Here is a 26170-nt window from a genome sequence, read left to right as displayed (position 1 = left end):
TGCTAAGAATTAATCCTTAACAGGGGGTCAATCGAAAACTACATTCTCACATTAATATCCTTCTTATATAAATAATCTTTAATCTCCGAAATAGTATAGTCCCCATAGTGGATCATCGAGGCTACTAAAGCAGCATCTGCTTTTCCTTCCGTAAACACTTCTTCGATATGGTCTAAAGTACCGGCTCCACCAGATGCAATAATTGGCACATTCACTTTTTCAGATAGCAGCTTAATAAGCTCGACATCATATCCATTTTTCATACCGTCCTTATGAATACTTGTACAAATAATCTCTCCTGCACCAAGGTCAGTTGCTTGCTGTGCCCACTCTACTACATCCATTCCTGTTTTCTCATGTCCTGAATGTGTATAAACTTCCCATCTGATAATTTCATTGTTCTCATTATAAATTGGCATGGCATCCAATCCTAGCACCACACATTGCTTACCGAATATATCTGCCGCTTCTCTTAAGAGCTCTGGTCGCTGTACAGCGGCGGAGTTAACCCCTACCTTATCTGCTCCAGCACGAAGCAATCTTTTAAAGTCATCTATCGTTCGAACACCGCCAATTACCGAAAAAGGTATGTATACTTGCTCTGCAACTCGACGAATCCAATCTATCTTTAAGTCTTGGTTTTTCAACGATGCAGTAGTATCTAGATAGATTAACTCATCCGCCCCATCCTCCGAATATTTCTTCCCTAGTTCTGCTGGATCTCCAATAATCGTAGGGTTTCTGAATTGTATATATTTTACTGCTTTATCACCTAAAACGTCTATTGCAGGAACAATTCGTTTTCTAAGCATGCTCCTCAACTCCTTGCTTGCAGTAATTGTCTAGCAATTGAATGCCGTATTTACCGCTTTTTTCTGGATGGAATTGTACACCCATCACCTGCGAATTTCCGATTGCACATGCAAAGTCAGGTCCATAATTTGTCACACCGATTATGTGTTCCTCCATGCTAGGCTGTGCGTAATAGGAATGAACAAAATAGAAGTCCGTATTATCTGGAATATCTTGAAACAAGAAATGATTTTGCACATCCTGAACTTGATTCCAACCCATATGTGGAATTTTTTCTGCCTCTTCCCCAAACAAAGGGACTGTTCCTGGTAGAAACCCTAGGCATGGAACATTTCCTTCCTCACTCGTTTCTAAAAGAAGCTGCATTCCTAAGCAAATTCCTAAAAGGGGTGTCCCCTTATTAACTTCTGCCCGCAAATAGTCACTTAAGCCTGTGTCATTTAAAACATCCATGGCCACCTTGGCATTTCCTACACCTGGTAGAATTAGCTTTTCTATTTCATCATCGTGCTCGCTAGGTTTGGTGATAAGCTTAATCTGATAACCAAGGCGAGTTATTGCCTTAACCACACTATGTAAATTTCCTGCTCCATAATCTATTATGCCAATCATGCTGTTCCCCCTCTTCTATCTCTTACATTTATTATGCCATCAGTTGACAGAAAATAAAAGAAAAACTTTAGTCTGCTAATACGATAGCACAATAAAAGAAACCGACAATAAAAAATGAGCTAGGATATTTTCTCCTGGCTCATTTTTATTTGATATTGTTTGCACCTATTAGTCGAAAAAGCTCGAGCATCTTCATAGTTTTATTTAAGCTTTAATGAAATAGAATTTGATTCTTGAGTTACAACGATATGTTGTTGTTCAGAGTTTCCATTTGTATACTTTACAGTTGCTTCAATTATGATGTCATTAACCACTACACCATCACCATCATGAGGAATTGCAAGTGTATATTTATATTTATCCTGTTCATTGTACTTAACTGTATAGGTATTCCCTACTTCCTTTATACCCTGATACACATCCGAACCAGGCTCACCAGTAATGTAGTTTATCTTTTCCTCTATTAACCATTCTTTGTCTACAAATTCTTTAGATGTAAATGTAACATCCTCAACAAACTTGCCTTCGCTTAAGGTATAAGTGATTGAGTCGACCTGTTCTCCAATTATATTGAATCTAACATCTGAAAAAATTAAATTAGCTCCATCACCACTTATACTACCTATGATACCTACTCTATCTTCTGTTGCTAATTCAATAGTAGCTTTTTCTGAAGTAATAGTTGTATTCAACTGTTTTCCTTCATCACTTAATGCATAAGCAACTATTGTAAAGTTTGCAGCTTGGAGCTCTCCATTCTTATTAAGATATGACATGCCTATTATAATAGATAAAAGGATTCCAAATGCACATGTTACTGAAATCCACCTTCTATAATGTACTTTTGCCGACTTTTTCTTTTCTAGAATATTACCATTCTTTTTTACGCGGTTTTTCATAGCTTTTGACATTTCAATAGAATTAACAGCATCTCTAATCTTCTCCAAGTCCATCACTCATTCTCCTTTCGGTATCTTTCTCGAACTAGAGCTCTCCCACGTTGTAAACGCTTTTTTACTGCTGATGTTGTAATGGTAAGTATTTTTGCTATTTCCTCTACTTTATAGCCCTCTACATAATAAAGTAATAATACAATCTTATGTTTATTTGGTAATTTCATAAGATGGTCGAGCAAACCGTAGTTTTCTTCGTCCTTACAAAATAGTTGCAAATCACTGATATCCATATGTTTACGAATAAAATTGTACCTTCTCATATTTTTGCAGCGATTAGTGGCAATAGTAATTAACCATGCTTTCTCATGTTCGGAATCGTAAAAAGTCGGAGATTTAGTTAAATATTTAAAACAAGTATCTTGCACAACATCCTCTGCATCATGTTCGTTGCATAAAATAACAAGACATATTCTAAATAGCATATCGCCATATGTATCAACAATTCTTTCTATATCTAGTTCAGTCGAGCTAACTACTTGTTGCAACACTCAACAACTCCTTTCATATTTAACACACTTGAAGATACCTTTTGGTGACTTTTTGTATAAAATATTTTTATGAAATAATCTTTGTACGGTGGGTAATAAGAAGAAAAGCAGTTAAAACTTGTTGCTACAAAATTTCTGCAGGACATTTAACCTTCTTTATATATAACAACCCTACTCTATTTACCTCTCGCCAATAGTAAGAGAGGCTAGGGATTTAATATTAATATGTATTTAAGAGGATAACTGGGAGGTTCAAATTTAAAAACTCCCATTCTCTTCTTCATCTAAACTGTCCAGTTATTTTAGGTGTAACATTTCCAAAAGCATGTCTGAGATCAACTTAATGTTTTGGACATGAAATTAGACCATCAAAATGATGGCCACCATGCTAAAACGGCTGTTAGTTGAATAAGTTTTGAATTTATACTGTTACTTCTTTTGGATTACGTCGACCAGTTAAGAATCCTACAATGAGCCCTGTTAACAGTATGCTAAATCCTTTGGAAGAAAAGTCCTTCGTAAAAAATCCCCATATAAGCCATCCTATCAAAGCACCCAATATTAAATAAAATAGACTCTTCATTCTCCTACCTCCTGCATATATTTAATAGTTAATTTCTCTAATCTTCTTCTAAACTCCTTCTCAAACTAACTTGCCCCGTTATTTTAAATGAAATTTTTTACAAACAAAACTCAGGAAAAATTAACCCAAGCCTTCCACAGCAAATAAAAAAACGAGAGACCTATCACACGGTCTCTCGCCCTAACAATTAGTTTACAAACGATTTATTCATAACGAACTCATTTACTCTTTTAGCAACCTCTTGCCCTTCTTTAATAGCCCAGACAATCAAGCTTTGACCCTTCCTAGCGTCCCCTGCTGCAAATACCCCTTCCACATTGGTTGTATAATCTTTAGCCGAGGCAACAATACGTTTGTTTAACACCTTTACACCAAACTGATCAGCCAAAGGAGTTTCTGGCCCTTCAAAGCCTATAGCTACAAAAACAAATTGTGCTGACCATACTTTCTCGGAACCTGGAACTTCTTTAAAAAAGTAGAAACCATCTTCCCCTAATATTTTTTCCATTTGAACGGTATGAAGCTCTTTCAGCTTGCCATTTTTATCTTTGATCATCTTTTTTGTTTGAATTAAATACTCCCGTGGATCCTTGCCGTATTTTGCATTGGCTTCCTCGTATGCATATTCCAATTTATAAATATTTGGGTCTGTAGGCCATTGGTTATCTGCCGCTCGAACTGCCGGTAGCTGTGGATGCTTACCGAATTGTACGACACTTCTACAATTTTGGCGTATAGCTGTTGCCACACAGTCTGCTCCAGTGTCGCCACCACCAATTACAATGACGTCCTTCCCCTTCGTATTAATAAACTGTCCGTCTGCAAAATTGGAATCTAACAAACTTTTAGTTGTAGAGGTTAGATAGTCCATAGCAAGATGTACGCCCTCTGCGTCACTGCCTTCCATATGAAGTGTACGCTGTTTTTGTGCACCAATACATAAGATGATCGCATCGTATTGAAGTTTTAGCTCCTCCGCTGTAACATCCTTACCTACCTCAGTGTTTAAAACGAAGTCGATGCCCTCCTGCTGAAGCAGGTGAACTCTTCTCTCTACTATTTCTTTTTCAAGCTTCATATTTGGAATGCCATACATGAGAAGCCCACCTGCACGGTCAGCACGCTCGTAAATAGTAACCGAGTGACCTGCCTGATTTAAATTGTCTGCACTCGCCAACCCAGCAGGACCAGATCCAATAATAGCAATTTTCTTTCCAGTACGAACCGACGGGATCCTTGGTGTGATCCATCCATTTTCAAAGCCTTTGTCAATAATCGTTCTTTCTATATTCTTAATGGAAACTGCAGGATCCGTAATAGCTAGCGTACAAGAGCCTTCGCACGGTGCTGGACATACTCGACCAGTGAACTCTGGAAAGTTATTGGTCATTAATAATCTTTCTAAAGCTTCCTGCCACTTCCCACGATAAACTAAATCGTTCCACTCTGGGATTAGGTTATTAATTGGGCACCCAGCTGTCGCACCTCTGATTTCAATACCCATATGGCAAAATGGAGTTCCACAATCCATGCATCTTGCACCTTGTTTACGAAGAGATTCATCCGAAAGTTTGGATGCATATTCCTCCCAGTTTTTTATACGCTTAAGAGGAGCTACTTCCTTGGCTTTTTCTCGTTTATATTCTATAAACCCAGTTGGTTTACCCATATTGAAACTCCTCCTTTCCTTAAATGGCTCTTATTTTTCTCCACAGCAGCAAATGTTTTATAGACTCTTATTACTTCAGAAGCGTAGGTTTCTTTTCTACTTTTTTTGTAGATGTTGATAAGAATGCCTTCATCGCTGCCTCGTCTGTAGTCAGTCCTTCATTTTTAAATGTTGCAATTCTTTCTAGCATCTTTTTATAGTCGTTAGGTACAACCTTTACGAATTTGTGAACTGTATCTTCCCATTTGTCCAAGATATTCATAGCCTTTGTGCTTCTTGTATAATAATAATGATCCATGATTAGCTGCCTTACACTATGAATCTCTTCTTTAGACTGAAGTTTCTCAAAACCAATCATTTCCATATTACATTTAAACTTGAATCCTTCTATATCATCCACTAGCACGTAGGCAATACCACCAGACATACCCGCTCCAAAATTTTTGCCTACATCACCTAGAATAACTGCTCTACCACCTGTCATGTATTCACAGCCATGATCTCCGATTCCTTCAACGATAACATCGGCTCCACTATTTCTCACTGCAAAACGTTCTCCAGCACGACCGTTAATGAATACGGAACCATTAGTTGCTCCGTATAATGCAACGTTACCAGCTATAACATTTTGTTCTGCTGTTCCCGATAACGGAGAAGTAACTACAAGCTTCCCGCCTGAAATTCCTTTACCAAAATAGTCATTTACATCCCCGTTCACAAACATTGTCATTCCTTGTGGGATATATGCTCCAAAGCTTTGACCTGCCGCACCTTTAAAGCGTAGAGTAATCGAGTCATCTGGTAAGCCGCTTGCTCCGTATTTCTTAGAGATTTCACTCCCTATAATAGTACCTACAACCCGATCAGTATTAGCAATGGTGTAGTTTAAATCTACCTTCGTTTTATGAATGATAGCTTTTTCTACTTGTGGCAGTAACTCTCTGATATCAAATGACTTTTCAAGCTGATGGTCTTGAGCTTGTTTGCAAGTACGGTCCCCACTCACTTGATAAAGCAATACAGATAGATCTAATTGCTGCGCTTTCCAATGAGCCTTCGCTCGCTCGCTAACTTCTAATAGATCCGTTCTACCAACCAATTCATCTACAGTTCGAATACCAAGTAAAGCCATATACTCTCTTACTTCCTCTGCTACAAACTTCATGAAGTTTACAACATAGTCCGCAGACCCACTAAACTTATCTCTTAGCTCTGGATTTTGTGTTGCTATTCCAACCGGACAAGTATCCATATGGCAAGCACGCATCATCACACATCCAAGTACAATTAGGGGAGCTGTTGCAAAACCAAATTCTTCTGCTCCTAACAAGGCAGCCATAACGACATCCTTACCAGTCATGAGTTTGCCATCTGTTTCAAGGACTACTTTGTTTCGCAACCCATTTAGCATTAATGTTTGATGAGCTTCCGCAAGGCCTAACTCCCAAGGTAACCCTGTATGCTTAATACTTGTTTTCGGAGACGCTCCCGTTCCACCATCGTACCCACTAACTACAATTACATCTGCTGCACCTTTAGCCACACCAGCTGCAATCGTTCCTACGCCAGATTTTGCAACTAGCTTCACACTAATCCTAGCTGAGCGATTTGCATTTTTTAAGTCATGAATCAGTTGGGCCATATCCTCGATTGAATAGATATCATGATGTGGAGGTGGAGATATTAAACCTACCCCTGTCGTCGAGCCTCTGACATCTGCTACCCATGGGTATACTTTATTTCCTGGAAGCTGACCGCCTTCACCCGGCTTTGCTCCTTGAGCCATTTTAATTTGAAGCTCATCGGCTTCAACCAAGTAGTGGCTGTTTACTCCAAAACGGCCGGAAGCAATTTGTTTAATAGAGCTACGACGATTATCTCCATTGGTATCTAACACATATCGATTCGGATTTTCTCCGCCCTCTCCACTGTTACTTTTCCCTCCAAGACGATTCATCGCGATCGCTAACGTTTCATGAGCTTCTTGGCTTAATGAACCAAATGACATCGCACCTGTCTTAAATCTCTTTACAATGGAGTCCACTGATTCTACTTCATCTAGTGGAATCTTTTTCGACCCCTTTTTAAAAGTAAGAAGATTTCTTAAAAAGCCGATTCTCTCTTCATTTGCCATTTCTGCATACTGACGATAAAGTCCATAGTCTCCTCGTCGCGTTGCCCACTGAAGGGTATGAATTGTTTTCGGATTAAAGGCATGGTGCTCTCCTGTACTTCTCCATTGGAAATCACTGCCTGAATCTAAAGCATCGACAGTAGATTCTACTGCTAATAGATGTCTTCGAATCGCTTCTTCGCGAATCGTTTCCAGGCCGATACCACCAAGCTGAGAAATTGTGCCTGTGAAATAGTTTTCAATGACGTCATGGCCAATACCTATCGCTTCAAATATTTGCGCACCTCGATAGCTTTGTACCGTGGATATTCCCATTTTAGACATTACCTTAACGACGCCTTCTGCTACACCTTTGCTATACTTAGCAACTGCAGCGTCATAGGTGCTTTCTAAATGGCCATCATGGATTGCCTCCGCTATAGTTGCATATGCAAGATAAGGATTAATCGCGTCCACCCCATATCCGATGAGAGCAGCAAACTGATGGACCTCTCTTGCTTCCCCGGATTCAACGATTATACTCACCTTCGTACGGTTTCCTGTACAGAGCAAGTGCTGATGCAGGTTACTGGCTGCCAACAGAACAGGTATAGTCGGTTGAGACACATTTAATGATCTATCTGACAAAATGATAAGCGATACGTTCTTATCTATTAGCTCATCTGCTTCTTTAGAGATCCTCTCTAAATCTTTTTCCAAATCTTCAAACATATTAATATATATAGTGCCGCTTCGGAAACTTTCATCCTTCAAATCCTTTATGGATTGAAGCTGTCCATTCGTTAAAACAGGTGTTTCCAAATAGATTCGACGAGCATTGAGCTCTCCAGGGTTAAGTAAGTCACCTTCTGCACCAAGCAACGTCATCGTAGAGGTAACAATATGTTCCCGGATAGAATCGATTGGTGGATTAGTTACTTGTGCAAATAACTGTTTAAAATAATTGAAAAGAGATTGCGGTCTATCGGATAGAACAGCTAACGGAGTATCGTTCCCCATTGAACCAATAGGGTCTTTTCCTTCTATCGCAATTGGCAGAATGTATTTGTGTATATCCTCATACGTATAACCAAATGCCTTTTGACGGAACAATAGGTCCTCTACATTTTCCTGTATATCTTCCTCAGCTATTACCTTGTATTGATGATCATTTAACCACTGCTGATATGGTTGTGCTCTTGCCATTTCAGATTTTATTTCCTCGTCTGAAATAATTCTTTGTTGCTCCAAATCAATTAACAGCATTCTTCCTGGGCTTAAACGTTCCTTATAAAGAATATTTTCTTCTTCAATATCAACTACTCCAACCTCAGAAGAAAAAATAATATAGTCATCTTTTGTGACATAATAACGCGCCGGCCTTAAACCATTGCGGTCTAAAATAGCCCCAATTTGCTTTCCATTCGTAAATGAAATAGCTGTTGGACCATCCCATGGCTCCATTAAAGAGCTGTGGTAAGCATAAAATGCTTTTTTCTCTTGTGAAATGTGAGGATTCTCTGTCCACGGCTCTGGGATAAGCATCATTGCCGTATGCGCCGGAGACCTGCCAGCTAAAACAAAAAATTCAAATGCATTGTCGAGCATAGATGAATCACTTCCACTAGGGTCAATCACAGGAAGTAGTTTTTCTAAATCATCACCAAAGGCATCCGAAACGAATTGTTGCTCACGGGCCTTCATCCAGTTGACATTACCTCGTAGCGTATTTATTTCCCCGTTATGAACGATGTAGCGATTTGGATGAGCACGCTCCCAGCTTGGGAATGTGTTTGTGCTGTAACGAGAGTGTACTAAAGAAAATGCCGAAGTGAACAGTTCATCTTGTAAATCTACATAAAACTCGTCTACTTCTTTAGGAGTTAACATTCCTTTAAAAACGATTGTCTGACTAGAAAGACTTGGACAGTAGAATTTTTTCGCTTCCTGCTGTGCCCAATGCTCTACTAGTTTTCTAATGACATACAGCTTGCGCTCGAACGCTAGCGAGTCTTGAAAGTCTTTAGCCTTGATGAATACTTGTCGCACTACAGGTGCAGTTTCACTAGCGGATTCACTTAACTTACTCTTATCAGTAGGAACTGTCCTCCAACCAATGAGCTCTTGACCTTCAGCAATAATCGTTTCATTTATTTTTAGTTCTATCGCCTGTCTTTCCTCATCATCCTGAGTAAAAAACAACATTCCTACTCCATATTGTCCTTTTTCTGGAAGGTCCCATTGGCTGCAAACAACCCGAAAAAAAACATCAGGTATTTGCACCATGAGCCCTGCTCCATCTCCAGTTTGGCCATCACTGCCTTTTCCTGCACGATGGTCTAACCGACATAACATTTCTAAGCCTTTTTTTACTATATCGTGTGTCGGTAAGCCTTTTATATTAGCATATAAACCTATCCCACAGGCGTCATGCTCTAATTCAGGATTATACATGCCCTGCGCTCCAGGTAATTGGTGAAATGTCATGCAATCGACCTCCATTTTCCAAAAAAGTGTGTTAGGAACATTGTATGTTTTCAAAATAATATAAACAATATATAATTTGGATATAAACAATCTACTTTTGAGATAGGTTAGGAGAAAACTATGGAAATCAGGCAATTAAGATACTTTAAAGAAGTCGCAGAAAGAGAACATATTTCGGATGCAGCTATTCATTTACACGTAGCACAGTCTGCAGTTAGTAGACAAATCGCTAATCTAGAAAGTGAACTGGGTGTGGAATTATTCGAACGTATTGGGCGAAATGTAAAATTAACGCCAATAGGTAAGATTTTTTTAGAGCATTGCATGTCTGCCCTACAAGCAATCGATTTTGCCAAAAAACAAATTGATGAGTATCTAGATCCAGAAAAAGGAACTATTAAAATCGGTTTCCCAACTAGTTTGGCTGGTCATTTACTCCCCACAGTTATTTCTGCCTTTAAAAAGGAGCATCCTAACGTAGCATTCCAGTTGAGACAAGGTTCTTATAATCATTTAATCGAGGCAGTCAAAAAACGAGATATTAATATCGCTTTTTTAGGTCCACTTCCTCCAAAGGATAATACTATTAATACCACCATTTTGTTTTCGGAAAACTTTTCTGTACTAGTACCTACGAATCATCGCTTTGCAAAAAGAGAAAAGATCCCCTTAATTGATATGAGAGAAGAAGACTTTGTTTTATTTCCAAAAGGATATATATTGCATAAACTTGTTTATGATGCTTGTCATTCCGTAGGGTTTACACCTAAAAGTTCATCTGTTGGAGAAGATATGGTTGCCATAAAAGGTCTAGTTGCTGCCGGTGTAGGAATCACGATACTACCAGACAGTACTTTCTATGACTCTATCCCTAGATTTACAACTAAGGTTCCACTAATATCTCCACCACTCCAAAGGACAGTAGGTATGATTAGTCCAGTGACTAGGGATTTGTCACCATCAGAAAAGGTATTCCACGACTTTACCATACAGTTCTTCAAGCTATTGAACCAATATCAGTGAGACCATTTAATAGTTCCTTATTGCTATATTGTGGTAAAATAAATAGAAGAGAATGTAGAAATGTGAGGTAGGAAATTTGAAAAAAAAGAATGGAAAAAACGAATTGCGAGAATGGATCGGAGCAATTGGAATTGCTGTTTTGCTTGCCTTTGGGATACGCTTCTTTTTATTTATACCTATAGAAGTGGAAGGTGCTTCTATGCTTCCTACCTTTGAAAATGGAGATAAGGTTATGGTCAATAAAATCGGCCCTAAATTTAATGACTATGAGCGATTTGATGTTATTGTTTTTAAGGTTAATAAGGACACTAATTACATCAAGCGAGTTATAGGTTTACCTGGCGACCATATTACCTATAAAGATGATGAGCTTTTAATAAATGGAAAAAAATACGATGAGCCTTATTTAGATGAATTGAAAAAAGAATTAATTGATCATGGCACGCTAACCCAGGACTTTACCCTTGAAGACTACTTGGGTGAAGTAGTAGTACCAGAGGGTTCGTTATTTGTACTTGGAGACAATAGGCGCTTTAGTAATGACAGCCGAGAGCCTAGTGTTGGGTTCATATCTATGGATATAGTACTAGGTACCGTGAACATGACGTATTATCCTTTAAATAACTTCGGTTTTATTAAGTAGTATAGGCGGCGTGAGAATAAACTAGTAGTTCATTTATTTTTAATTTTGTTAGCATAGGGCTAGTTCCCTTATAGACACTTTTTAAGATTCTATTTTAGTGAATTTTGATCTAGGCAGCTAGTTGGATTAAGACATTTTATTTCCTATTAAATATAGTTGGAAATAATCACTCCCGAAAATGAAAAGCCCTGAAATTTTACTGTTGTAAAATTTCAGGGCTTTATTTTTGTCTGATGTTTAAGATAAAACTTTGCAAATAGTATTTAGTAATTATATAACCTTAAAGCTTATTACTCATGGGGTACATGCTAAATTATATTAGAATCGAGCCTAAACTATTGTTGAATAATATCATTATTATTTCACTATCATTTACAAGTATTACAAGTGCCAGGCACCTGTAATACTTGTAATATAAAGGTTTTTGTGAATGGGGGAGTACTCTTTTACTCTATTAACCTACTATTGAATTTGCAATAATTAGCATAATCAAAGAAGTTCCCCACGCTATAGTTGTTGGTACAGACCAAACTAAAATTTGTTCTTTTAGTTTGGTTATACCTAACATACGATTAACAACCCAGAATAAAGAATCGTTGAAATATGAAAACAACATCGCTCCTAGTGCTGCAGCTTGAGCCGCCAAAACTAAGTTAACGTCAAGATTAGCTAGGATCGGAGCAGAAATAGAAGCGGCTGTTATCATTGCAACGGTCCCGCTTCCTTGTATTAATCGTACAATAGAAGCGATAAAGAATGGCACAAGTATTGCAGGCAATGGTAAACCAGCTATGATTTCAGCTAAATAATCTCCAGTACCACTGTCACGCAACACTGTACCTAGAGCGCCCCCAGCACCTGTAACTAGCAGGATAATACCAGCAGTTGTCATACCCTCTTCCATTCTTTCTAACGCTTCGTCTTTTTTCATCTGATTAGCTAACCCATAAATCGCTACAACTAATCCAAGGGCTAATGCGATAATCGGTTGTCCAAGGAACAACACATATTCCCAAACCCCTCCTGTTATTTCTAAAGCGGTTAGCGTAGTATTCAAGAATATTAATATGATTGGCAATAATATTGGTAAAAATGAAATAAAGAAAGATGGTAGTTCTTTTTCTCGGTCAGCAGAAGCAGCTAAAAAATCTTTATACACCATCTCGGAAGAATCCTTACGCACAAATCCTTCTCCATCTTCTTCTGGAACTTGGTAGATTCTTTTACCAACCCATTTTGCATAAAAAACACCTATTATAATAATTGGAATTGCAAATATTAATCCCCAAAGGATCATTTCCCCTATATCTACTCCAAAAATACCTGCTACTCCTAATGGACCTGGTGTCGGTGGAACTGCATGGTGAGTTGCAGCTAAACCAATCGCTAAAGCAACACCCAGTGTCACTACGGATTTACCAGTTTTACGTGATAATGACTTTACTAAAGGATTTAAAATGACAAATGCCGAATCAACGAAAATTGGAATTGATACAAAATAACCAGCAATCGCCATTGCCCATTCTTCCTTCTTCTTTCCAACTACTCTAATTAACGTATAAGCAAGCTTTTCAGCTGCTCCAGTTACTTCTAAAATTCTACCCATCATAACCCCTAGCCCTACTACAATCCCTATAGAAGCTAGTGTGTTACCAAAACCACTTGTAATAGAGTTAACTACTTTTAATGGCTCCATCCCGCCGATAAGTCCTGTAATAGAAGCAGCAATAAGTAAAGCTAAAAAAGCATGAATCTTTGTTTTTAACACAAGTAAAATTAAAACAGTAACACCGATAACTAACCCCAATAACATTTGCATTTCTAAAACCATCTCTGAAACCCCTTTCAATTATGTATAATTAAATAGAAAAGGGGTTTCCCCCTTTCCTTTCTACAAAATCTACAAAGACTCGCGTGTAAACTTAGGCGCATACTCGGCAGCTAGCTTGATGCATTCGTACATACTTACCTCAGATGCGATGTTATTCCAAGCTATATCAAAAGCTGTGCCATGATCTACGGAAGTACGTAAAAATGGAAGCCCATTCGTAATGGAAATAGTACGATGAAAATCAGTCATCTTAGCTGCAATATGACCTTGATCGTGGTACAAAGAAAGAACTGCATCATATTTACCATTAAGTGCTTGGAAGAATACGGAGTCAGCTGGCACTGGGCCATACGCATCGATTCCATCTGCTTTAGCAAGCTCAACACCTGGTTTAATCTCATTCACTTCCTCCATCCCGAACAAGCCTCCCTCGCCTGCATGAGGATTTAGCCCTGCAACAGCTAACTTACGACTCTCGACACCTAAACGCTTCAAAGCTTGGTCACATCTATTTAAATAATCTCGAACACGCTCTTTAGTCATCTGTTTAATAGCATCTGCAACAGACAAGTGACGAGTCAAGAAGAAAATACGCATCCCATTGACTTGGAACATAGTTAAAGGATCTGGAGCACCACCAAGATCTTCAAGCATTTCCGTGTGTCCAATGTAAGGAACATTTGCAGCTTTTAATGATTCCTTGTTAATTGGAGTGGTTGCCAGTGCCTTTACTTCTCCAGTCATTGCTAGCTCCACTGACTTTTTAATGAATTCAAATGCTGCTTGACCATTTTGAGCAGAAACTTCACCCGGTTTAAATTGCTCTATATTAATATTATTCAAATCTATGATATCTATTACTCCATACTCATAAGAACCGTCCGTTGGAGTAGTAACTATATTAATCTCTAAATCTACACCTGTTACTTCGATCGCTTTGCGAATAATTTTAGCGTCCCCTATCACAAGTGGTTTACACATAGAGTAAATTTCTTCTTTAGCTAGTGACTTAACTGTAATTTCTGGGCCGATTCCCGCTGCATCACCCATTGGTATCGCAATAATTTCTCTTGTTGTCATACTAGAACACTTCCTTCTTCTTTTTTATTCGTTAAAAATCTTACGCATTTATAAATTGAATATTTGTCTCCTACCATTCCACCTTTAGTAATGACAGGTATCCCATCAAAGGTTCCACCTATAAAATGACCATAAGCAGCTAAAGGAATAACTTCATCCTGTAAGCCTATTGCAGTTGCATTACTTACCGCACAAATGGCCGCAGTTACATCCCCTCCACTTGAAAAAGTACCGTCTATTTGGTGATTTGTCTGCTGAACCACATTGTTTGTCACTCTAGCCAGTCCCTCTGTTAAACGCTTTGCCAGTTTTTCTTCAGTAACCCCTTCTTTTAAAGCAATTTCTGAAAGGTTGAGCTTTTCGGTTCCAGGCGTGTAAGTAGTAATTATCAATACTTCTTGATCTTCTAATTTAGACAAAGCTTCTTCAGTAGCTCGAGCAATTTCTTCCTCCCAGGAATTCGTCATCGATGCTAAAGCACTCGCATGCACATATACAGGTTCCGCATTCTTTTTATCTATCAGATAATTTAGCTGTCTCCCAGTTAAGGGTGTAATACTGCCAACAGTCACGATAAATTTATTTGTTTGAACATGTTGATGGGCTTTCATTCTCCCGTAAGAGGCAGAAAGTGGACCTGGATCAACAGGGATAAAATGTATCCCATCTATGGAAGCCATCGCCTCTGCAATGTTATCTATTTCTTCATTTGTCACTGCATCCACCACTATAATCCGATTCATCGCTTCAATTTGTTTAACGATCTGTAATTGAATGGACTCTTTACCTTTTAAAACTGTACCGAGCCCTACATGTGAAACTTTTAACTTACTTTGATTTTCCATTATAGTTGGAACATGTGAGATACTAATTGGATTCATAGGGTCTTTAGCGACATCTGTTGCCTCCACTGGCACCCCATCCACTAAAAGATAACCACCAGACACTACCCTTCCGGAATCTGGATAAGAAGCTACTACAATGGCTATAGAGTTACCGCCAATGGCATTTAACAGTGCATCTGTCTCTACTCCCAAGTTACCCCTAACCGTACTATCAATTCGTTTGCCAATAACGCTTGCTCCCCAATTGGTCAGCTGTTCATATGCTTTCAGAACTCGCTCTTCCGCATTAGACGGAGAACAGTACCTGCTATCTGTATCTATACTTATAGAAGTAAAATCACTATTTTTAGGCACTTCTCCTCCGAAAACGACTGTAGCACTCATAAATCCGTTTTTAGCTAACCGGACTCCAGTGGCATTTGCTCCTGTTAAATCATCTGCAATGATACCTATTTTCACTTTGTCACTCCCTTTATAAAAGAAGATTTTTCCTTATAGATATCTTCTACTTCTTTGGAAATAGTGCTATCTGTTATGATGCCGGTAACCGAGTCCACATCCGCTATTTTAGCAAATGCTTTTTTCCCAAATTTCTGTGCATCTACAGTTAGATAGACAGCCTCACTGACGTTTATCATTTCTTTTTTAATAGATGCTTTCTCAAATGTCGCAGATGTAATACCGAGATTGGAATGCACAGCATGTGCACCTAGGAACAGTATGTCAACGTGAATGTTTTTAAGCATTTGTTCTGCAAATGACCCTAATATTGCCCCAACCCCATTCTGTACCTTACCACCCAGTAAAATTACTTCTAATTTCGAGTCGGTTAATTCTGCTGCAATTTTAATATCATTTGTTACTACTGTTATATTTGAACGGGATTTTAATAATCTGGCAATCTCTAATGTCGTAGTACCAGAATCCAATAGAATTCTCATACCATCCTTTACTAAGCCTACTGCTATTTGTGCGATTTCCTTCTTCTGTAGATGAGCTTCTGAGAGCTTTTGTTCATAGGATTGCTCTCCAATGATCGCTTGTGGTAGTGCCGCCCCTCCGTGAGTTCTAATTAATTTCTTTTGCTTTTCTAGTTCATCTAAATCTCTTCTAATAGTCATTGCAGAAACCTCTAAAAGGTCTACAAGCTCTAATATTTCAACCTTCCCCTTTATAGAAAGCTCATCAATTATTTTCTTTTTTCTGTTAATTGGAAGCATAATTCAATCTCCTCAACACAACTTTATGTTAACTATGAACATATTATGTTCTAAGTTAACAAAATTGTCAACAAAATGTGTTTATAATTAACAATAACCTACAAATGTTACATTGTTTTGAATTATCAAAAATATATTAGGGGTTTATTGCTGTAGTGTGTTAAAATATACGAATAATTAAAATTAGGAGGGTCATCTAATGCAACTTGCGGAGACAAAATTACTTCAAATTGAAGATGTGTTAAGAGCGCATCAATTTTTAAAAGAGGTTGTGTTACATACACCTTTACAAAAAAACGACTATCTGTCGGAGAAATACGAGGCTAATATCTATTTTAAACGTGAAGATCTTCAACATGTTCGCTCATTTAAACTGAGAGGAGCTTACTATAAAATTAAATCGGTTGAAGAAAAGGCTCGTGAAAATGGAGTTGTTTGTGCAAGTGCAGGAAATCATGCTCAGGGTGTTGCTTATGCTTGTGCCCATTTAGGAATATATGCAAAAATTTTTATGCCATTGACTACTCCGAGTCAAAAAATTGAACAGGTAAGAATGTTTGGACGTGAGTTTGTCGAAATTATTCTAGCTGGTGATACTTTTGATGATTCAGCTAGCAGTGCCGTTGCCTACGCAAATGAGAATGATCGACTGTTTATCCACCCTTTTGACGATTTAGATATCATTGCAGGTCAAGGTACAGTCGCAGTTGAGATTATGAATGATATTGATGAAAAGCTAGATTATGTTTTTAGTAGCATTGGTGGAGGAGGTTTAGTGTCTGGTGTTTCTTCCTATATAAAGAATCTATCTCCTAGCACACAAATTATTGGTGTAGAGCCTGCTGGAGCAGCAAGTATGAAGGCAGCAATAGCAAACAGCGGGCCAATCGTACTTGAAACGATAGATAAATTTGTAGATGGGGCAGCGGTTAAGTGCGTCGGAAAGCTAACGCATCAAGTGGTAGCCAAATACGTGGATGATATTACACTTGTTCCAGAAGGAAAGGTATGCACCACCATTTTAGACCTGTACAATAAACACGCTATTATCGCAGAGCCTGCTGGAGCATTATCAGTAGCAGCGCTTGACTCTTATAAGGAACAAATTAAAGGAAAATCTGTAGTTTGTATTATTAGTGGTGGTAACAATGATATTGGAAGAATGCAAGAGATTAAAGAAAAGTCATTGATTCATGAAGGTCTACTCTACTACTTTATCGTGAGCTTCCCACAAAGAGCTGGAGCTTTACGACAATTCCTAGATAAAGTACTCGGTCCGAATGATGACATTACAACCTTTGAATATACGAAAAAAAACAATAAAGAAAGCGGACCGGCATTAGTAGGTATTGAATTGAAAACTAGTAATGATTATTCAGGACTCTTAATGAGAATGAATGAAAATGGATTTTCTTTTAAGGAAGTGAATAAAGATAGCACGCTTTTTGAGTTATTAATATAGAAGAATAGCTTTATATCTACATTTATATTAGTTTAAAGGCGCCAAAAATTGTTCACAAACTATGTGCAGATAAAAATAATTATAATCTAATTCTAGCATTATCACTTTCCCTTTGATATAATAATTCTTGTATTATAAAGATTCTAATCTAGGGGGAAAAAGAATGTCTGAAAATCAAAATAACAAGATGACAACTGCAGCTGGCGCACCAGTAGTAGATAACCAAAACTCACAATCTGCTGGTAGAAGAGGTCCTCTTCTACTTCAAGACGTTTGGTTATTAGAGAAACTAGCACACTTTGATAGAGAAGTCATTCCAGAGCGTCGTATGCATGCGAAAGGCTCAGGTGCTTACGGTAAATTTACTGTAACTCATGACATTACTCAATATACATGCGCTAGTCTTTTCTCTGAAATCGGAAAAGAAACAGAAATGTTCGTACGTTTCTCAACTGTTGCTGGAGAACGCGGTGCAGCGGATGCTGAGCGTGATATTCGTGGATTTGCAATGCGTTTCTATACAGAACAAGGTAACTGGGATTTAGTTGGGAACAACACACCAGTATTCTTCTTCCGTGATCCATTAAAATTCCCAGATTTAAACCATGCCATTAAGCGTGACCCACGCACAAATATGCGTAGCGCTAATAGCAACTGGGATTTCTGGACTTCTCTTCCAGAAGCACTTCACCAAATTACTATCGTAATGAGTGAGCGTGGATTACCAAAATCCTACCGTACGATGGACGGGTTTGGAAGCCATACATTCTCAATGATCAATGCGGAAGGTCAACGTGTTTGGGTTAAATTCCACATGAAATCAGTACAAGGAATTGAAAACCTTACTGACCAAGAAGCAGTTGAAATCGTAGGAGTAGACCGTGAAAGTCACCAACGTGATCTAATGGAAGCAATTGACGCAGGTAACTTCCCTAAATGGAAAATGTATATCCAAGTGATGACGGAAGAACAAGCTAACAATATGCCTTATAATCCATTTGATTTAACAAAAGTTTGGTATAAAAAAGATTTCCCACTAATTCCAGTTGGAGAATTCGAATTAAACCGCAACCCAGATAACTATTTTGCAGAAGTAGAGCAAGCTGCATTTACACCAGCTAACGTAGTACCTGGTATCAGCTTCTCTCCAGATAGAATGCTACAAGGTCGCCTATTCTCTTATGGAGATGCAGCACGTTACCGTTTAGGTGTTAACCATCATCAAATTCCAGTTAACCAACCTAAATGCCCATTCCACTCTTACCACCGCGATGGTGCTATGCGTGTAGATGGCAATAAAGGAAGCACCATGACTTACGAGCCAAACAGCTATGGTCAATGGAAAGATCAACCTCAATATAAAGAACCTGCTTTATCTCTTGATGGGGCAGCAACTCAATGGGATTTCCGTGAAGATGACGACAACTACTTTGAGCAACCAGGTAAATTGTTCAATCTTATGAACCCTGAGCAACAACAAGTCCTATTTGAAAATACTGCTCGTAATATGAATGGCGTAGAAGATTTCATTAAAATCCGTCACATCATTCACTGCTACAAAGCAGACCCTGCTTATGGTCAAGGCGTTGCTGCGGCAATGGAACTTCCATGGGAAAGAATTGAAGAAGTTATGAACGTAACTGCAACTGTATAAATTTAGTAAGGCTATCCTCTTGAAGGGGATAGCCTTTTTATGAGCTTCCATATCTCGCTTTTCCTATATAAGTTGCCACTTTGTAGACTCAGATTGACTAAAGCCATTTGTGCTATGATGTAACTATAATGCGTGAATTAGGAGGATATCTTTTTATGGGTACTGTCATAATAATAAGTATTATTATATTCGTCATAGTTCTAGCTTTAACGATTTTCACTATTAACAAGGGCTATGCTTATAAGCATACGATTGATGAACATCCTGACAAAATGGATAAGAAACAAAAAACGCATCCGCCTGAATGAGGCAGATGCGTTTTTTAATAAATTATTTTGTTCCAGCTTTTTCTTTTTTAATTTGTTTACTACGTAATTGACCACAGGCTGCATCAATATCAGTACCCTGCTCCATACGTACTCCACAGTTTATTCCTTTATTCTTCAATGTTTGGAAGAAAGCACTAATGGATTTTTCAGTACTACGTTGGTACTGTCCATGCTCATCTACCGGATTATAAGGAATTAAGTTAACATATGAAAGATGTCGCTTATTTTCCAATAGCTTAGCCAACTGCTGCGCTTCTTCCACATGATCATTAACGTCTTTAAGTAGGATATACTCAAATGTAATACGACGGTTTGTTTTTTCTAAATAATAGTCAACAGCAGCCATTACTTTCTCAATTGGGAAGGCTTTATTGATAACCATGATTTGAGAACGAAGCTCGTCATTTGGAGCATGTAAAGAAACAGCAAGATTTACTTGAATATTTTCATTAGCAAAGTCAATAATTTTCTTAGCTAGCCCACTTGTAGAAACAGTGATATGACGTGCACCAATTGCAAGTCCTTTTTGATCATTAACTGTTCTTAAGAAGTTCATAAGGTTTTTGTAGTTGTCAAATGGCTCGCCAATACCCATTACTACGATATGACTTACACGCTCGTCTTTTTGAAGCTGATCTAAATGCTCTTGAACCTTCATAATTTGTCCAACTATCTCTCCAGCATCTAAGTCACGACTCTTCTTTAAAAGACCACTTGCACAAAAGCTACAGCCGATATTACAGCCAACTTGAGTTGTTACACATACGGACAGACCGTATTTAAAACGCATTAATACTGTTTCAATTAAATTCCCATCTTGCATTTCAAAAAGGAATTTAATCGTTCCATCTGCCGACTCCTGTTTTACACTTTCTTTTAGCGTTTGGATAACGAAATTTTCTTCTAAAAGATCCAAACAGTCTTTGTTTACATTTTTCATTTCCGCAAAGCTTTGTACTCGTTTAATATATAACCAATCCCATACTTGTTCCGCACGGAATTTTTTTTGACCATGTTCCATTAACCATTCTATTAATTGGTCTCTAGTTAGACCATAAATTGATTTTTTCATTATTTAGCCCCTCTTTTCTTACACATACAATTCGCCTATTATACACCAAATTCTCTTGCACGACAATTAATTATAAAGGAAAAATATTTAAAAAGATATCATTTAGTCTTTCCAATACTAACTTAAATACACTGGAAATTAAAGATATTAGTCCTATTTCCTTTTACTGACGAAAATAACATTCATTGAAAGGAATTATGATGAATAAGCTAATAGAACGTGTATAAAAGATTGGAGATATCGATTATGAAGTTCATGAAAAGAAAAAGAGCATTTTTTCATCCCGGCAAAGCATTTTTAAAAGTAATTGTATTCATTACTTTTTTTGCAGCATTTCTACCTACAGGGATTACCAATACGCAGATGAATGATACTTTTATAGGGACTACAATTAATACTTTTCAACACTCGATTGATAATCTCATGGTTGTCTCGTATGAGGTCAATGATACGATCATAGATGAAAATACGGGTCAAGCTGAATATTCCGTGCTTACTGCTTATACTCTATTTGGTATTCCATATGCTGAAGTAATTGCTACTGAAGAAAGCACCTATATTAATAAGAAGTATCTTTTTGTACGTTAAATATGAGTAGTTAAAGTTAAAAATGCAATAAAAAAACCGTGAAATCGGCAACTTGATTTCACGGTTTTTTAAGACATTTCTTCATTTTAGTTGTTTGCAGACCCCCCAGAAAGCGTCCGCTGTATCGGAAAACAACTCCAGGTGATTAGAATAGAATCCTCGAAACCTTACCAGGTAGTAAAATTTTTAAGGTTTATAATTGGCAGCCTAGCCTCATGTTTATTTTTATATTAGTTATGTAGATGTTTCTATTTCGTTCTCGCGAATCCAGTCACTATAGCTACCAACATATAATTTAACATCTTCATATCCAGCCTCTTTTAAGCTTGCATATAATGGAGCTGCAGTTACCCCACTTCCGCAGTACGCGATAACTGGCTTCTTTTTGTTCGTTAGATCACTTAACTTTGCAGTTAATGAGTCTTTGTCTAAAAAAGTACTACCCTGCTTTAATTGTTCCCAGTCATAATTAATTGCTGTGGGGATATGACCAGCTACCGGATCAATTGGCTCTATCTCGCCTCTGAATCGAGCAGCTGCACGTGCATCAATTAACTGACCTTCCTTGTTCCCTTTTACAACCTCACGGACATCGTCCATATTTAACAATATATTATCATTCCAACTAGGAACTACTTTCGTATTGTCGTAATAGGTTATTTTCTTAGTAATGGGAAGTGCTTGCTTTATTTCTTCAAAACCCTGACGTAAAACTTTAACATTCTTAAAGCCTGCCCACTCTAGTAAAAAATATGCTCTTAAAGAAAAAGGTACTGCTCCTTGATCGTATATAACTATTTGGTCATCCAATGATAGTCCTGCGCTCTGTATGAGTTCTGTCATTTTCTCTTTCGAAATCATTGGATGTCTACCATGAACATCCTCCATATTAGAAAGATCTTTTTCTAAGTCCCAGTAAACCGCACCTTCTACATGCCCATCTTGAAACAAATCAAATCCAGCCTTAGAATCAGCTAGGTTAAAGCGTGTATCGATAAACCTTGTAGTATTAGCATCAATATCAGTTAGATCGATAAAAACCTTAGTCACTAAGCATTACCTCCACCCTGAATTTTTTGATAAATATCTTTCCAGCGCTTCAACGTCTCTTCTTGCTCCAACAGTTTTCGCTCAGCAGCAAGCTGTTGTAATGATTCGTTCAGCCATTTTATACGAGCTCGCTCTATTTCTTGCTCAGCATAATGGATGAGCCATTCAACCAGTCTTTGTTTCTCTTGTTCGATATAGGCTGTTGCTTCTACTTTTGTTTCCTCAGATAGAGTATCCCTTAACTTTTCTTTTTCATTTTTCTCGAAGAAGGACTTAGCATTTTTAAAGTATGATTTTACGTGACTATATTTATCTTTGTCTTGGAAAGGACCTACAAACTCTAATAATTCATAGTCCTCACTTTCATGAGGGCTAAAAGTTAAGCTTCCATTCCAATCCTTTAAGATTCTCATTTCTTCCTTATCCAGCTGGGTTATTTGTCTCTGGATAAATTGAAGAACTCGGAAGTTGGTTACACGTAACTCCTGCTCCAAATCAAAACGAATCATTTGAAGAATATCTTTTAGAGCGATGTCTAAAGCAACGGAAGCGCTGTGATTAGAAAACAGGGAAGGATTATAAGCTTCCTTGAAAAATTCATTAAAGCGATAATACACACGTTGTAAAACATAAAAAAGTAGTGACTCTAATTCTTGCGTCGTATCCTTTGTTAAGGATATAGCGTTGTACTGTGTGTATCGTTCTCTTATTTTTTCTTCTTGATTAGTAAGCTCCGTCAGTCTTTCTTCTTTTCGAGCTAGATTAGCCTCGGTTTGTTGGATGAGAGATAACAATTTATTTTTCTGGCGATTCGATTCCTCTTCTAAAGCAATGACAGCAATTTGCTTAAGATCCTGCTCTAAGAATTGATGGAATGATTTTTCAAACTGCTCCATACCTTTATGCAGCTGCATCTTATTTTCTTTTTCTTGCAAAGCTTGAAGACTAGAGACACCAAACACTCGAGGGAAACGAATACCAAAACGCTGTAGCTCGTCCTTGACATATTGCTTTACTAAATCTGCCTCTTCCTCATTGCTTGCAAGGTCAATTGCATTCACTACAAAGAACATCTTGTCTAGCTCAAAAGAGTCCTTCACACGGCCAAGCTGGATTAAGAATTCTCTATCTGCTTTAGCAAAAGCATGGTTAAAGTACGTCACAAATAATACTGCATCTGCATTTCTGATATAGTCGAAAGCGACACCTGTGTGTCTAGCATTTATGGAGTCTGCTCCCGGAGTATCAACTAAAGTTACTCCTAATCTTGTTAACTCACAATCAAAATAGAAATCAATAAAATCTACGAAGCAGCTTTTAGATTCCTGCGCGACAAAAAGAGAAAATTCCTTTTCATCTACATTTAAAACTTCTCCCAGCTTGTCCTTTACAGCCGGGTATCCGATATAAAATGCGTTAATAAAGGATTTATGAACTTCCTCAGTAGAGGTCTCTTTTACTGCAGCTGGAGCTTTTTCGAAGGCTTCTTCTAAAGAAATAATAGTTATACCTAATTGTTCAAAGGCAAACTTAACATCCTCCAAAAGCTGCTCTTTCGTTTTCAAGCTAACATCAGCCGTATTATGCAAATGATTTTCAGTTACGGGATGTATTTTATTTATGGTTGCCGTAGTAGGGTTTGGTGATACAGGCAACACATTAGCTCCCATCAGCGCATTGGAAAAACTTGATTTTCCGGCACTAAAAGCTCCAAAAAGCGCAATGGTGAATTGCTGGTTTTCTACCCGCATTGCTTTCTTCTTAATAACGGAAGCAGCTTCCTGAAAGTCAGGTAGCTCTTTTAAGATCTCTCCAATTTTATTAGCACGGTGAATCATTTCATCAAATGCTAATATAGGAGCTTCCTCAGATTTCTCCTCTTCAGCAGCGACAGCATTAACTGCCTCTACTTCCTCTTCAGTTGTCTCTACATATTCCACAATAGATCGTTCGAACAATTGACGTTCCTCGTTCCACTCACTTAAAAGATTGATACTATCTTTTCGAATTTGAAGAGTAGGAGCTATTAATAACTTGTTAAGATCCTCTACCCTTTTCTCTATTTCCGACACTTTTAAAATAGCTTCTTGTTTTTCTCTTAAAGTATCAGTTTTCTTATTAAACTGCTCGTCTTCAGTAGAAGAATGCTCTTCAATGTATTGAATATTCTCTTCTTTCCAAGCTTCCGTTTCTTTTACAAAGTATCGGCTAACTGCATCGTTTACACGATTTGCGTAATTTAATATCGCATCACCTGTTGTACTAGCCCCATTATGCATCGTATCTACGATGATTTCGGCTGGCAAAGAAAATGACATATTATTTATTTCACTTGTCTTACTGTCATTTAATAAACCAACATCTTTTAGCATCCGCTTCATTAAGTTTTTAATATGTGCCGTAATATGAGTGGAAACAATTGTCTCTAGTAGCTCAATTGTCTCTTTTAACCTATTATTTCTTTCTTGTTCCGTCTTTTTCTTACTCGAGAAGAAGCCAACTTTGAAGTTATCCTGCCTGCTTTCCGCATAACTCTTTAGCTTCTCCCGAATTTCATACGTCATTATCGAGGCATTGCTTAAGATTTCTTTTCTATTAGATTCAAATACCTTTTTCCAAGCGTCGCTTTCTTGAAGCTTTTTTTGTTTTTCTGAGACTTCAAACTGATCTAAGATTTCTTCGACATTAATCCAATCTTCCTCAGTTAATAAATAACTTAGCTCATGCTGTAGACCTTTTTTTTCCTCTTCTAAAAATGCCAGATGCTCATCTTTTAGTTTATCTAATGTAGCTGTAGCTGATAGCAAAAAAAGTTCTTCTTTATGAAGGATGGAATCATTTACAATTTGTTTTACTTGCTCAAAGTCATTATGTAGCATCTCTTTGTTTTTTAAAGAGGTATAGTAAATATCTTTTGGTACAACATTCCAAGCGGTAAAAGCTGATGACACAGAATCTTTATAAGCAGTAAAAGACAACTCTTCTTCTCGGTGCTTATCAATCTGGTTAACGATTAAGTATATGTTTTCGTTGTAATGCAGCAATTGTTTCGTAAATTGAAAGTTCAATTCAGATTGTACATGGTTATAGTCCATCACATAAAAAACGATGTCTGCAAGATGGAGAGCCGACTCCGTAGACACTCGGTGAGCGTCATCTGTAGAATCAACACCGGGCGTATCCATAACGGTAATACCTTTCGGAAGCCCAGATGTTTTATGACCAATTTCTATTTGAGAAACCTTACTACCATCCTTTGAATATTTTTTTACATGCTGTATATCATATTCTCCTGAGAATTTAACAGGAGACTGATCAACAAAGTGGACAATCGCATAATTTTCATCTGCTTTATTTACAGTTACAATATTAGCCGACGTAGGAATGGGACTAGTCGGTAGCAGTTGTTCATTTACGAGCGCATTAATCATACTAGATTTACCTGCTGAGAAGTGACCAGCAAAAGCAATGGTAAATGTTTGTTTTTCTAATTTATCTGCAAATAGCTTTGACTTGGCATATCTTTCATTATCCTTGTTTTGCTTAAAGATAGCTGCAAGTAAAGCATTTTTTTGTTTAATATTCTGTAGTTCCTCTAATTGATCCATTTGAAATTTTTCCCCTTTTTATCTAATAAACAATATGTATATCA

20 protein-coding genes are annotated in these 26170 nt (G+C 37.7%); 6 read left to right on the top strand and 14 right to left on the bottom strand.

Annotated features, from left to right (window positions below; genetic code table 11):
* Positions 1-38: 38 nt before the first annotated feature.
* The 7 genes from hisF to gltB all read right to left on the bottom strand — a co-directional run bounded on the left by hisF (position 39) and on the right by gltB (position 9721).
* Positions 39-812 (bottom strand): imidazole glycerol phosphate synthase subunit HisF, encoded by a 774-nt coding sequence (gene hisF / locus NSQ95_RS08515; protein WP_342560688.1) that lies wholly within the window; start codon positions 810-812, stop codon positions 39-41.
* Complete coding sequence (gene hisH, locus NSQ95_RS08510) at positions 805-1425, bottom strand: imidazole glycerol phosphate synthase subunit HisH (protein WP_342560687.1); 621 nt, start codon at positions 1423-1425, stop codon at positions 805-807. Before hisH ends, hisF begins: the two co-directional genes overlap by 8 nt.
* Before the next feature lie 200 nt (positions 1426-1625).
* Complete coding sequence (locus NSQ95_RS08505; protein WP_342560686.1) at positions 1626-2378, bottom strand: hypothetical protein; 753 nt, start codon at positions 2376-2378, stop codon at positions 1626-1628.
* On the bottom strand, positions 2378-2869 hold the full coding sequence (locus NSQ95_RS08500; RefSeq protein ID WP_342560685.1) for an RNA polymerase sigma factor: 492 nt from the start codon (positions 2867-2869) through the stop codon (positions 2378-2380). Before NSQ95_RS08500 ends, NSQ95_RS08505 begins: the two co-directional genes overlap by 1 nt.
* A 421-nt stretch (positions 2870-3290) precedes the next feature.
* A complete protein-coding gene (locus NSQ95_RS08495; RefSeq protein WP_342560684.1) occupies positions 3291-3452 on the bottom strand; it encodes a tRNA U-34 5-methylaminomethyl-2-thiouridine biosynthesis protein in 162 nt (53 codons plus the stop codon).
* 187 nt (positions 3453-3639) lie between these two features.
* Positions 3640-5121, bottom strand: coding sequence for a glutamate synthase small subunit (gene gltD / locus NSQ95_RS08490; RefSeq protein ID WP_342560683.1), 1482 nt, complete (start codon positions 5119-5121; stop codon positions 3640-3642).
* 70 nt (positions 5122-5191) lie between these two features.
* Positions 5192-9721, bottom strand: coding sequence for a glutamate synthase large subunit (gene gltB / locus NSQ95_RS08485; protein WP_340883673.1), 4530 nt, complete (start codon positions 9719-9721; stop codon positions 5192-5194).
* A gap of 120 nt (positions 9722-9841) precedes the next feature.
* On the opposite strand from gltB, the gene NSQ95_RS08480 reads away from it, so the two are divergent.
* Both NSQ95_RS08480 and lepB read left to right on the top strand, forming a co-directional pair.
* Entirely contained in the window at positions 9842-10744 is a 903-nt protein-coding gene (locus NSQ95_RS08480; RefSeq protein ID WP_340883674.1) for a LysR family transcriptional regulator, read from the top strand.
* 76 nt (positions 10745-10820) lie between these two features.
* Positions 10821-11387 (top strand): signal peptidase I, encoded by a 567-nt coding sequence (lepB, locus tag NSQ95_RS08475; RefSeq protein ID WP_340883675.1) that lies wholly within the window; start codon positions 10821-10823, stop codon positions 11385-11387.
* Between the two features lie 454 nt (positions 11388-11841).
* Here the strand turns inward: lepB and NSQ95_RS08470 are convergent, their stop codons facing one another.
* From NSQ95_RS08470 to NSQ95_RS08455, 4 genes are all read right to left on the bottom strand, one after another.
* Positions 11842-13218 (bottom strand): gluconate:H+ symporter, encoded by a 1377-nt coding sequence (locus NSQ95_RS08470; protein WP_342560682.1) that lies wholly within the window; start codon positions 13216-13218, stop codon positions 11842-11844.
* A 69-nt stretch (positions 13219-13287) separates the two neighbouring features.
* On the bottom strand, positions 13288-14298 hold the full coding sequence (gene pdxA, locus NSQ95_RS08465) for a 4-hydroxythreonine-4-phosphate dehydrogenase PdxA (RefSeq protein WP_340883679.1): 1011 nt from the start codon (positions 14296-14298) through the stop codon (positions 13288-13290).
* Positions 14295-15602 (bottom strand): four-carbon acid sugar kinase family protein, encoded by a 1308-nt coding sequence (locus NSQ95_RS08460; protein WP_340883680.1) that lies wholly within the window; start codon positions 15600-15602, stop codon positions 14295-14297. Before NSQ95_RS08460 ends, pdxA begins: the two co-directional genes overlap by 4 nt.
* Complete coding sequence (locus tag NSQ95_RS08455; RefSeq protein ID WP_340883681.1) at positions 15599-16363, bottom strand: DeoR/GlpR family DNA-binding transcription regulator; 765 nt, start codon at positions 16361-16363, stop codon at positions 15599-15601. The genes NSQ95_RS08460 and NSQ95_RS08455 overlap by 4 nt, the downstream gene beginning before the upstream one ends.
* 199 nt (positions 16364-16562) lie before the next feature.
* Here NSQ95_RS08455 and ilvA point away from each other — a divergent pair, with 199 nt between their 5' ends.
* From ilvA to ytzI, 3 genes are all read left to right on the top strand, one after another.
* Complete coding sequence (ilvA, locus tag NSQ95_RS08450; protein ID WP_340883683.1) at positions 16563-17825, top strand: threonine ammonia-lyase IlvA; 1263 nt, start codon at positions 16563-16565, stop codon at positions 17823-17825.
* 163 nt (positions 17826-17988) lie between these two features.
* A complete protein-coding gene (locus NSQ95_RS08445) occupies positions 17989-19479 on the top strand; it encodes a catalase (RefSeq protein WP_298471794.1) in 1491 nt (496 codons plus the stop codon).
* Between the two features lie 155 nt (positions 19480-19634).
* Positions 19635-19787: a YtzI protein gene (ytzI, locus tag NSQ95_RS08440; protein ID WP_169359528.1), complete on the top strand. Its 153-nt coding sequence runs from the start codon at positions 19635-19637 to the stop codon at positions 19785-19787.
* Between the two features lie 22 nt (positions 19788-19809).
* Here ytzI and rlmN read toward each other — a convergent pair whose 3' ends face one another.
* The gene (gene rlmN, locus NSQ95_RS08435; RefSeq protein ID WP_169359529.1) at positions 19810-20880 is read right to left on the bottom strand and encodes a 23S rRNA (adenine(2503)-C(2))-methyltransferase RlmN; all 1071 of its coding nucleotides are present in this window, start codon (positions 20878-20880) and stop codon (positions 19810-19812) included.
* A gap of 246 nt (positions 20881-21126) precedes the next feature.
* Between rlmN and NSQ95_RS08430 the strand changes: the two genes are divergently transcribed.
* The gene (locus NSQ95_RS08430; protein ID WP_298471798.1) at positions 21127-21468 is read left to right on the top strand and encodes a hypothetical protein; all 342 of its coding nucleotides are present in this window, start codon (positions 21127-21129) and stop codon (positions 21466-21468) included.
* Between the two features lie 234 nt (positions 21469-21702).
* On the opposite strand, the gene NSQ95_RS08425 is transcribed toward NSQ95_RS08430, so the two are convergent.
* Positions 21703-22518 (bottom strand): sulfurtransferase, encoded by an 816-nt coding sequence (locus NSQ95_RS08425; protein WP_340883684.1) that lies wholly within the window; start codon positions 22516-22518, stop codon positions 21703-21705.
* Entirely contained in the window at positions 22518-26126 is a 3609-nt protein-coding gene (locus tag NSQ95_RS08420) for a dynamin family protein (RefSeq protein WP_340883685.1), read from the bottom strand. Before NSQ95_RS08420 ends, NSQ95_RS08425 begins: the two co-directional genes overlap by 1 nt.
* Between the last annotated feature and the right edge of the window lie 44 nt (positions 26127-26170).

Origin of the sequence: Psychrobacillus sp. FSL W7-1457 (genome assembly GCF_038593405.1) — a bacterium.
Classification (GTDB): domain Bacteria; phylum Bacillota; class Bacilli; order Bacillales_A; family Planococcaceae; genus Psychrobacillus.
Note: the sequence above shows the minus strand (reverse complement) of the source record. Positions and strands in the feature narration are given on the sequence as shown.

What these genes read in the sequence shown, in the direction of transcription:
- gltD (WP_342560683.1), bottom strand. Translation starts at nt 5,121, where the DNA reads ATGGGTAAACCAACTGGGTTTATAGAATATAAACGAGAAAAAGCCAAG.
- NSQ95_RS08480 (WP_340883674.1), top strand. Translation starts at nt 9,842, where the DNA reads ATGGAAATCAGGCAATTAAGATACTTTAAAGAAGTCGCAGAAAGAGAA.
- NSQ95_RS08455 (WP_340883681.1), bottom strand. Translation starts at nt 16,363, where the DNA reads ATGCTTCCAATTAACAGAAAAAAGAAAATAATTGATGAGCTTTCTATA.
- rlmN (WP_169359529.1), bottom strand. Translation starts at nt 20,880, where the DNA reads ATGAAAAAATCAATTTATGGTCTAACTAGAGACCAATTAATAGAATGG.
- NSQ95_RS08420 (WP_340883685.1), bottom strand. Translation starts at nt 26,126, where the DNA reads ATGGATCAATTAGAGGAACTACAGAATATTAAACAAAAAAATGCTTTA.
- ytzI (WP_169359528.1), top strand. Translation starts at nt 19,635, where the DNA reads ATGGGTACTGTCATAATAATAAGTATTATTATATTCGTCATAGTTCTA.
- hisF (WP_342560688.1), bottom strand. Translation starts at nt 812, where the DNA reads ATGCTTAGAAAACGAATTGTTCCTGCAATAGACGTTTTAGGTGATAAA.
- hisH (WP_342560687.1), bottom strand. Translation starts at nt 1,425, where the DNA reads ATGATTGGCATAATAGATTATGGAGCAGGAAATTTACATAGTGTGGTT.
- pdxA (WP_340883679.1), bottom strand. Translation starts at nt 14,298, where the DNA reads ATGACAACAAGAGAAATTATTGCGATACCAATGGGTGATGCAGCGGGA.
- gltB (WP_340883673.1), bottom strand. Translation starts at nt 9,721, where the DNA reads ATGACATTTCACCAATTACCTGGAGCGCAGGGCATGTATAATCCTGAA.
- NSQ95_RS08505 (WP_342560686.1), bottom strand. Translation starts at nt 2,378, where the DNA reads ATGGACTTGGAGAAGATTAGAGATGCTGTTAATTCTATTGAAATGTCA.
- ilvA (WP_340883683.1), top strand. Translation starts at nt 16,563, where the DNA reads ATGCAACTTGCGGAGACAAAATTACTTCAAATTGAAGATGTGTTAAGA.
- NSQ95_RS08470 (WP_342560682.1), bottom strand. Translation starts at nt 13,218, where the DNA reads ATGGTTTTAGAAATGCAAATGTTATTGGGGTTAGTTATCGGTGTTACT.
- NSQ95_RS08495 (WP_342560684.1), bottom strand. Translation starts at nt 3,452, where the DNA reads ATGAAGAGTCTATTTTATTTAATATTGGGTGCTTTGATAGGATGGCTT.
- NSQ95_RS08445 (WP_298471794.1), top strand. Translation starts at nt 17,989, where the DNA reads ATGTCTGAAAATCAAAATAACAAGATGACAACTGCAGCTGGCGCACCA.
- NSQ95_RS08430 (WP_298471798.1), top strand. Translation starts at nt 21,127, where the DNA reads ATGAAGTTCATGAAAAGAAAAAGAGCATTTTTTCATCCCGGCAAAGCA.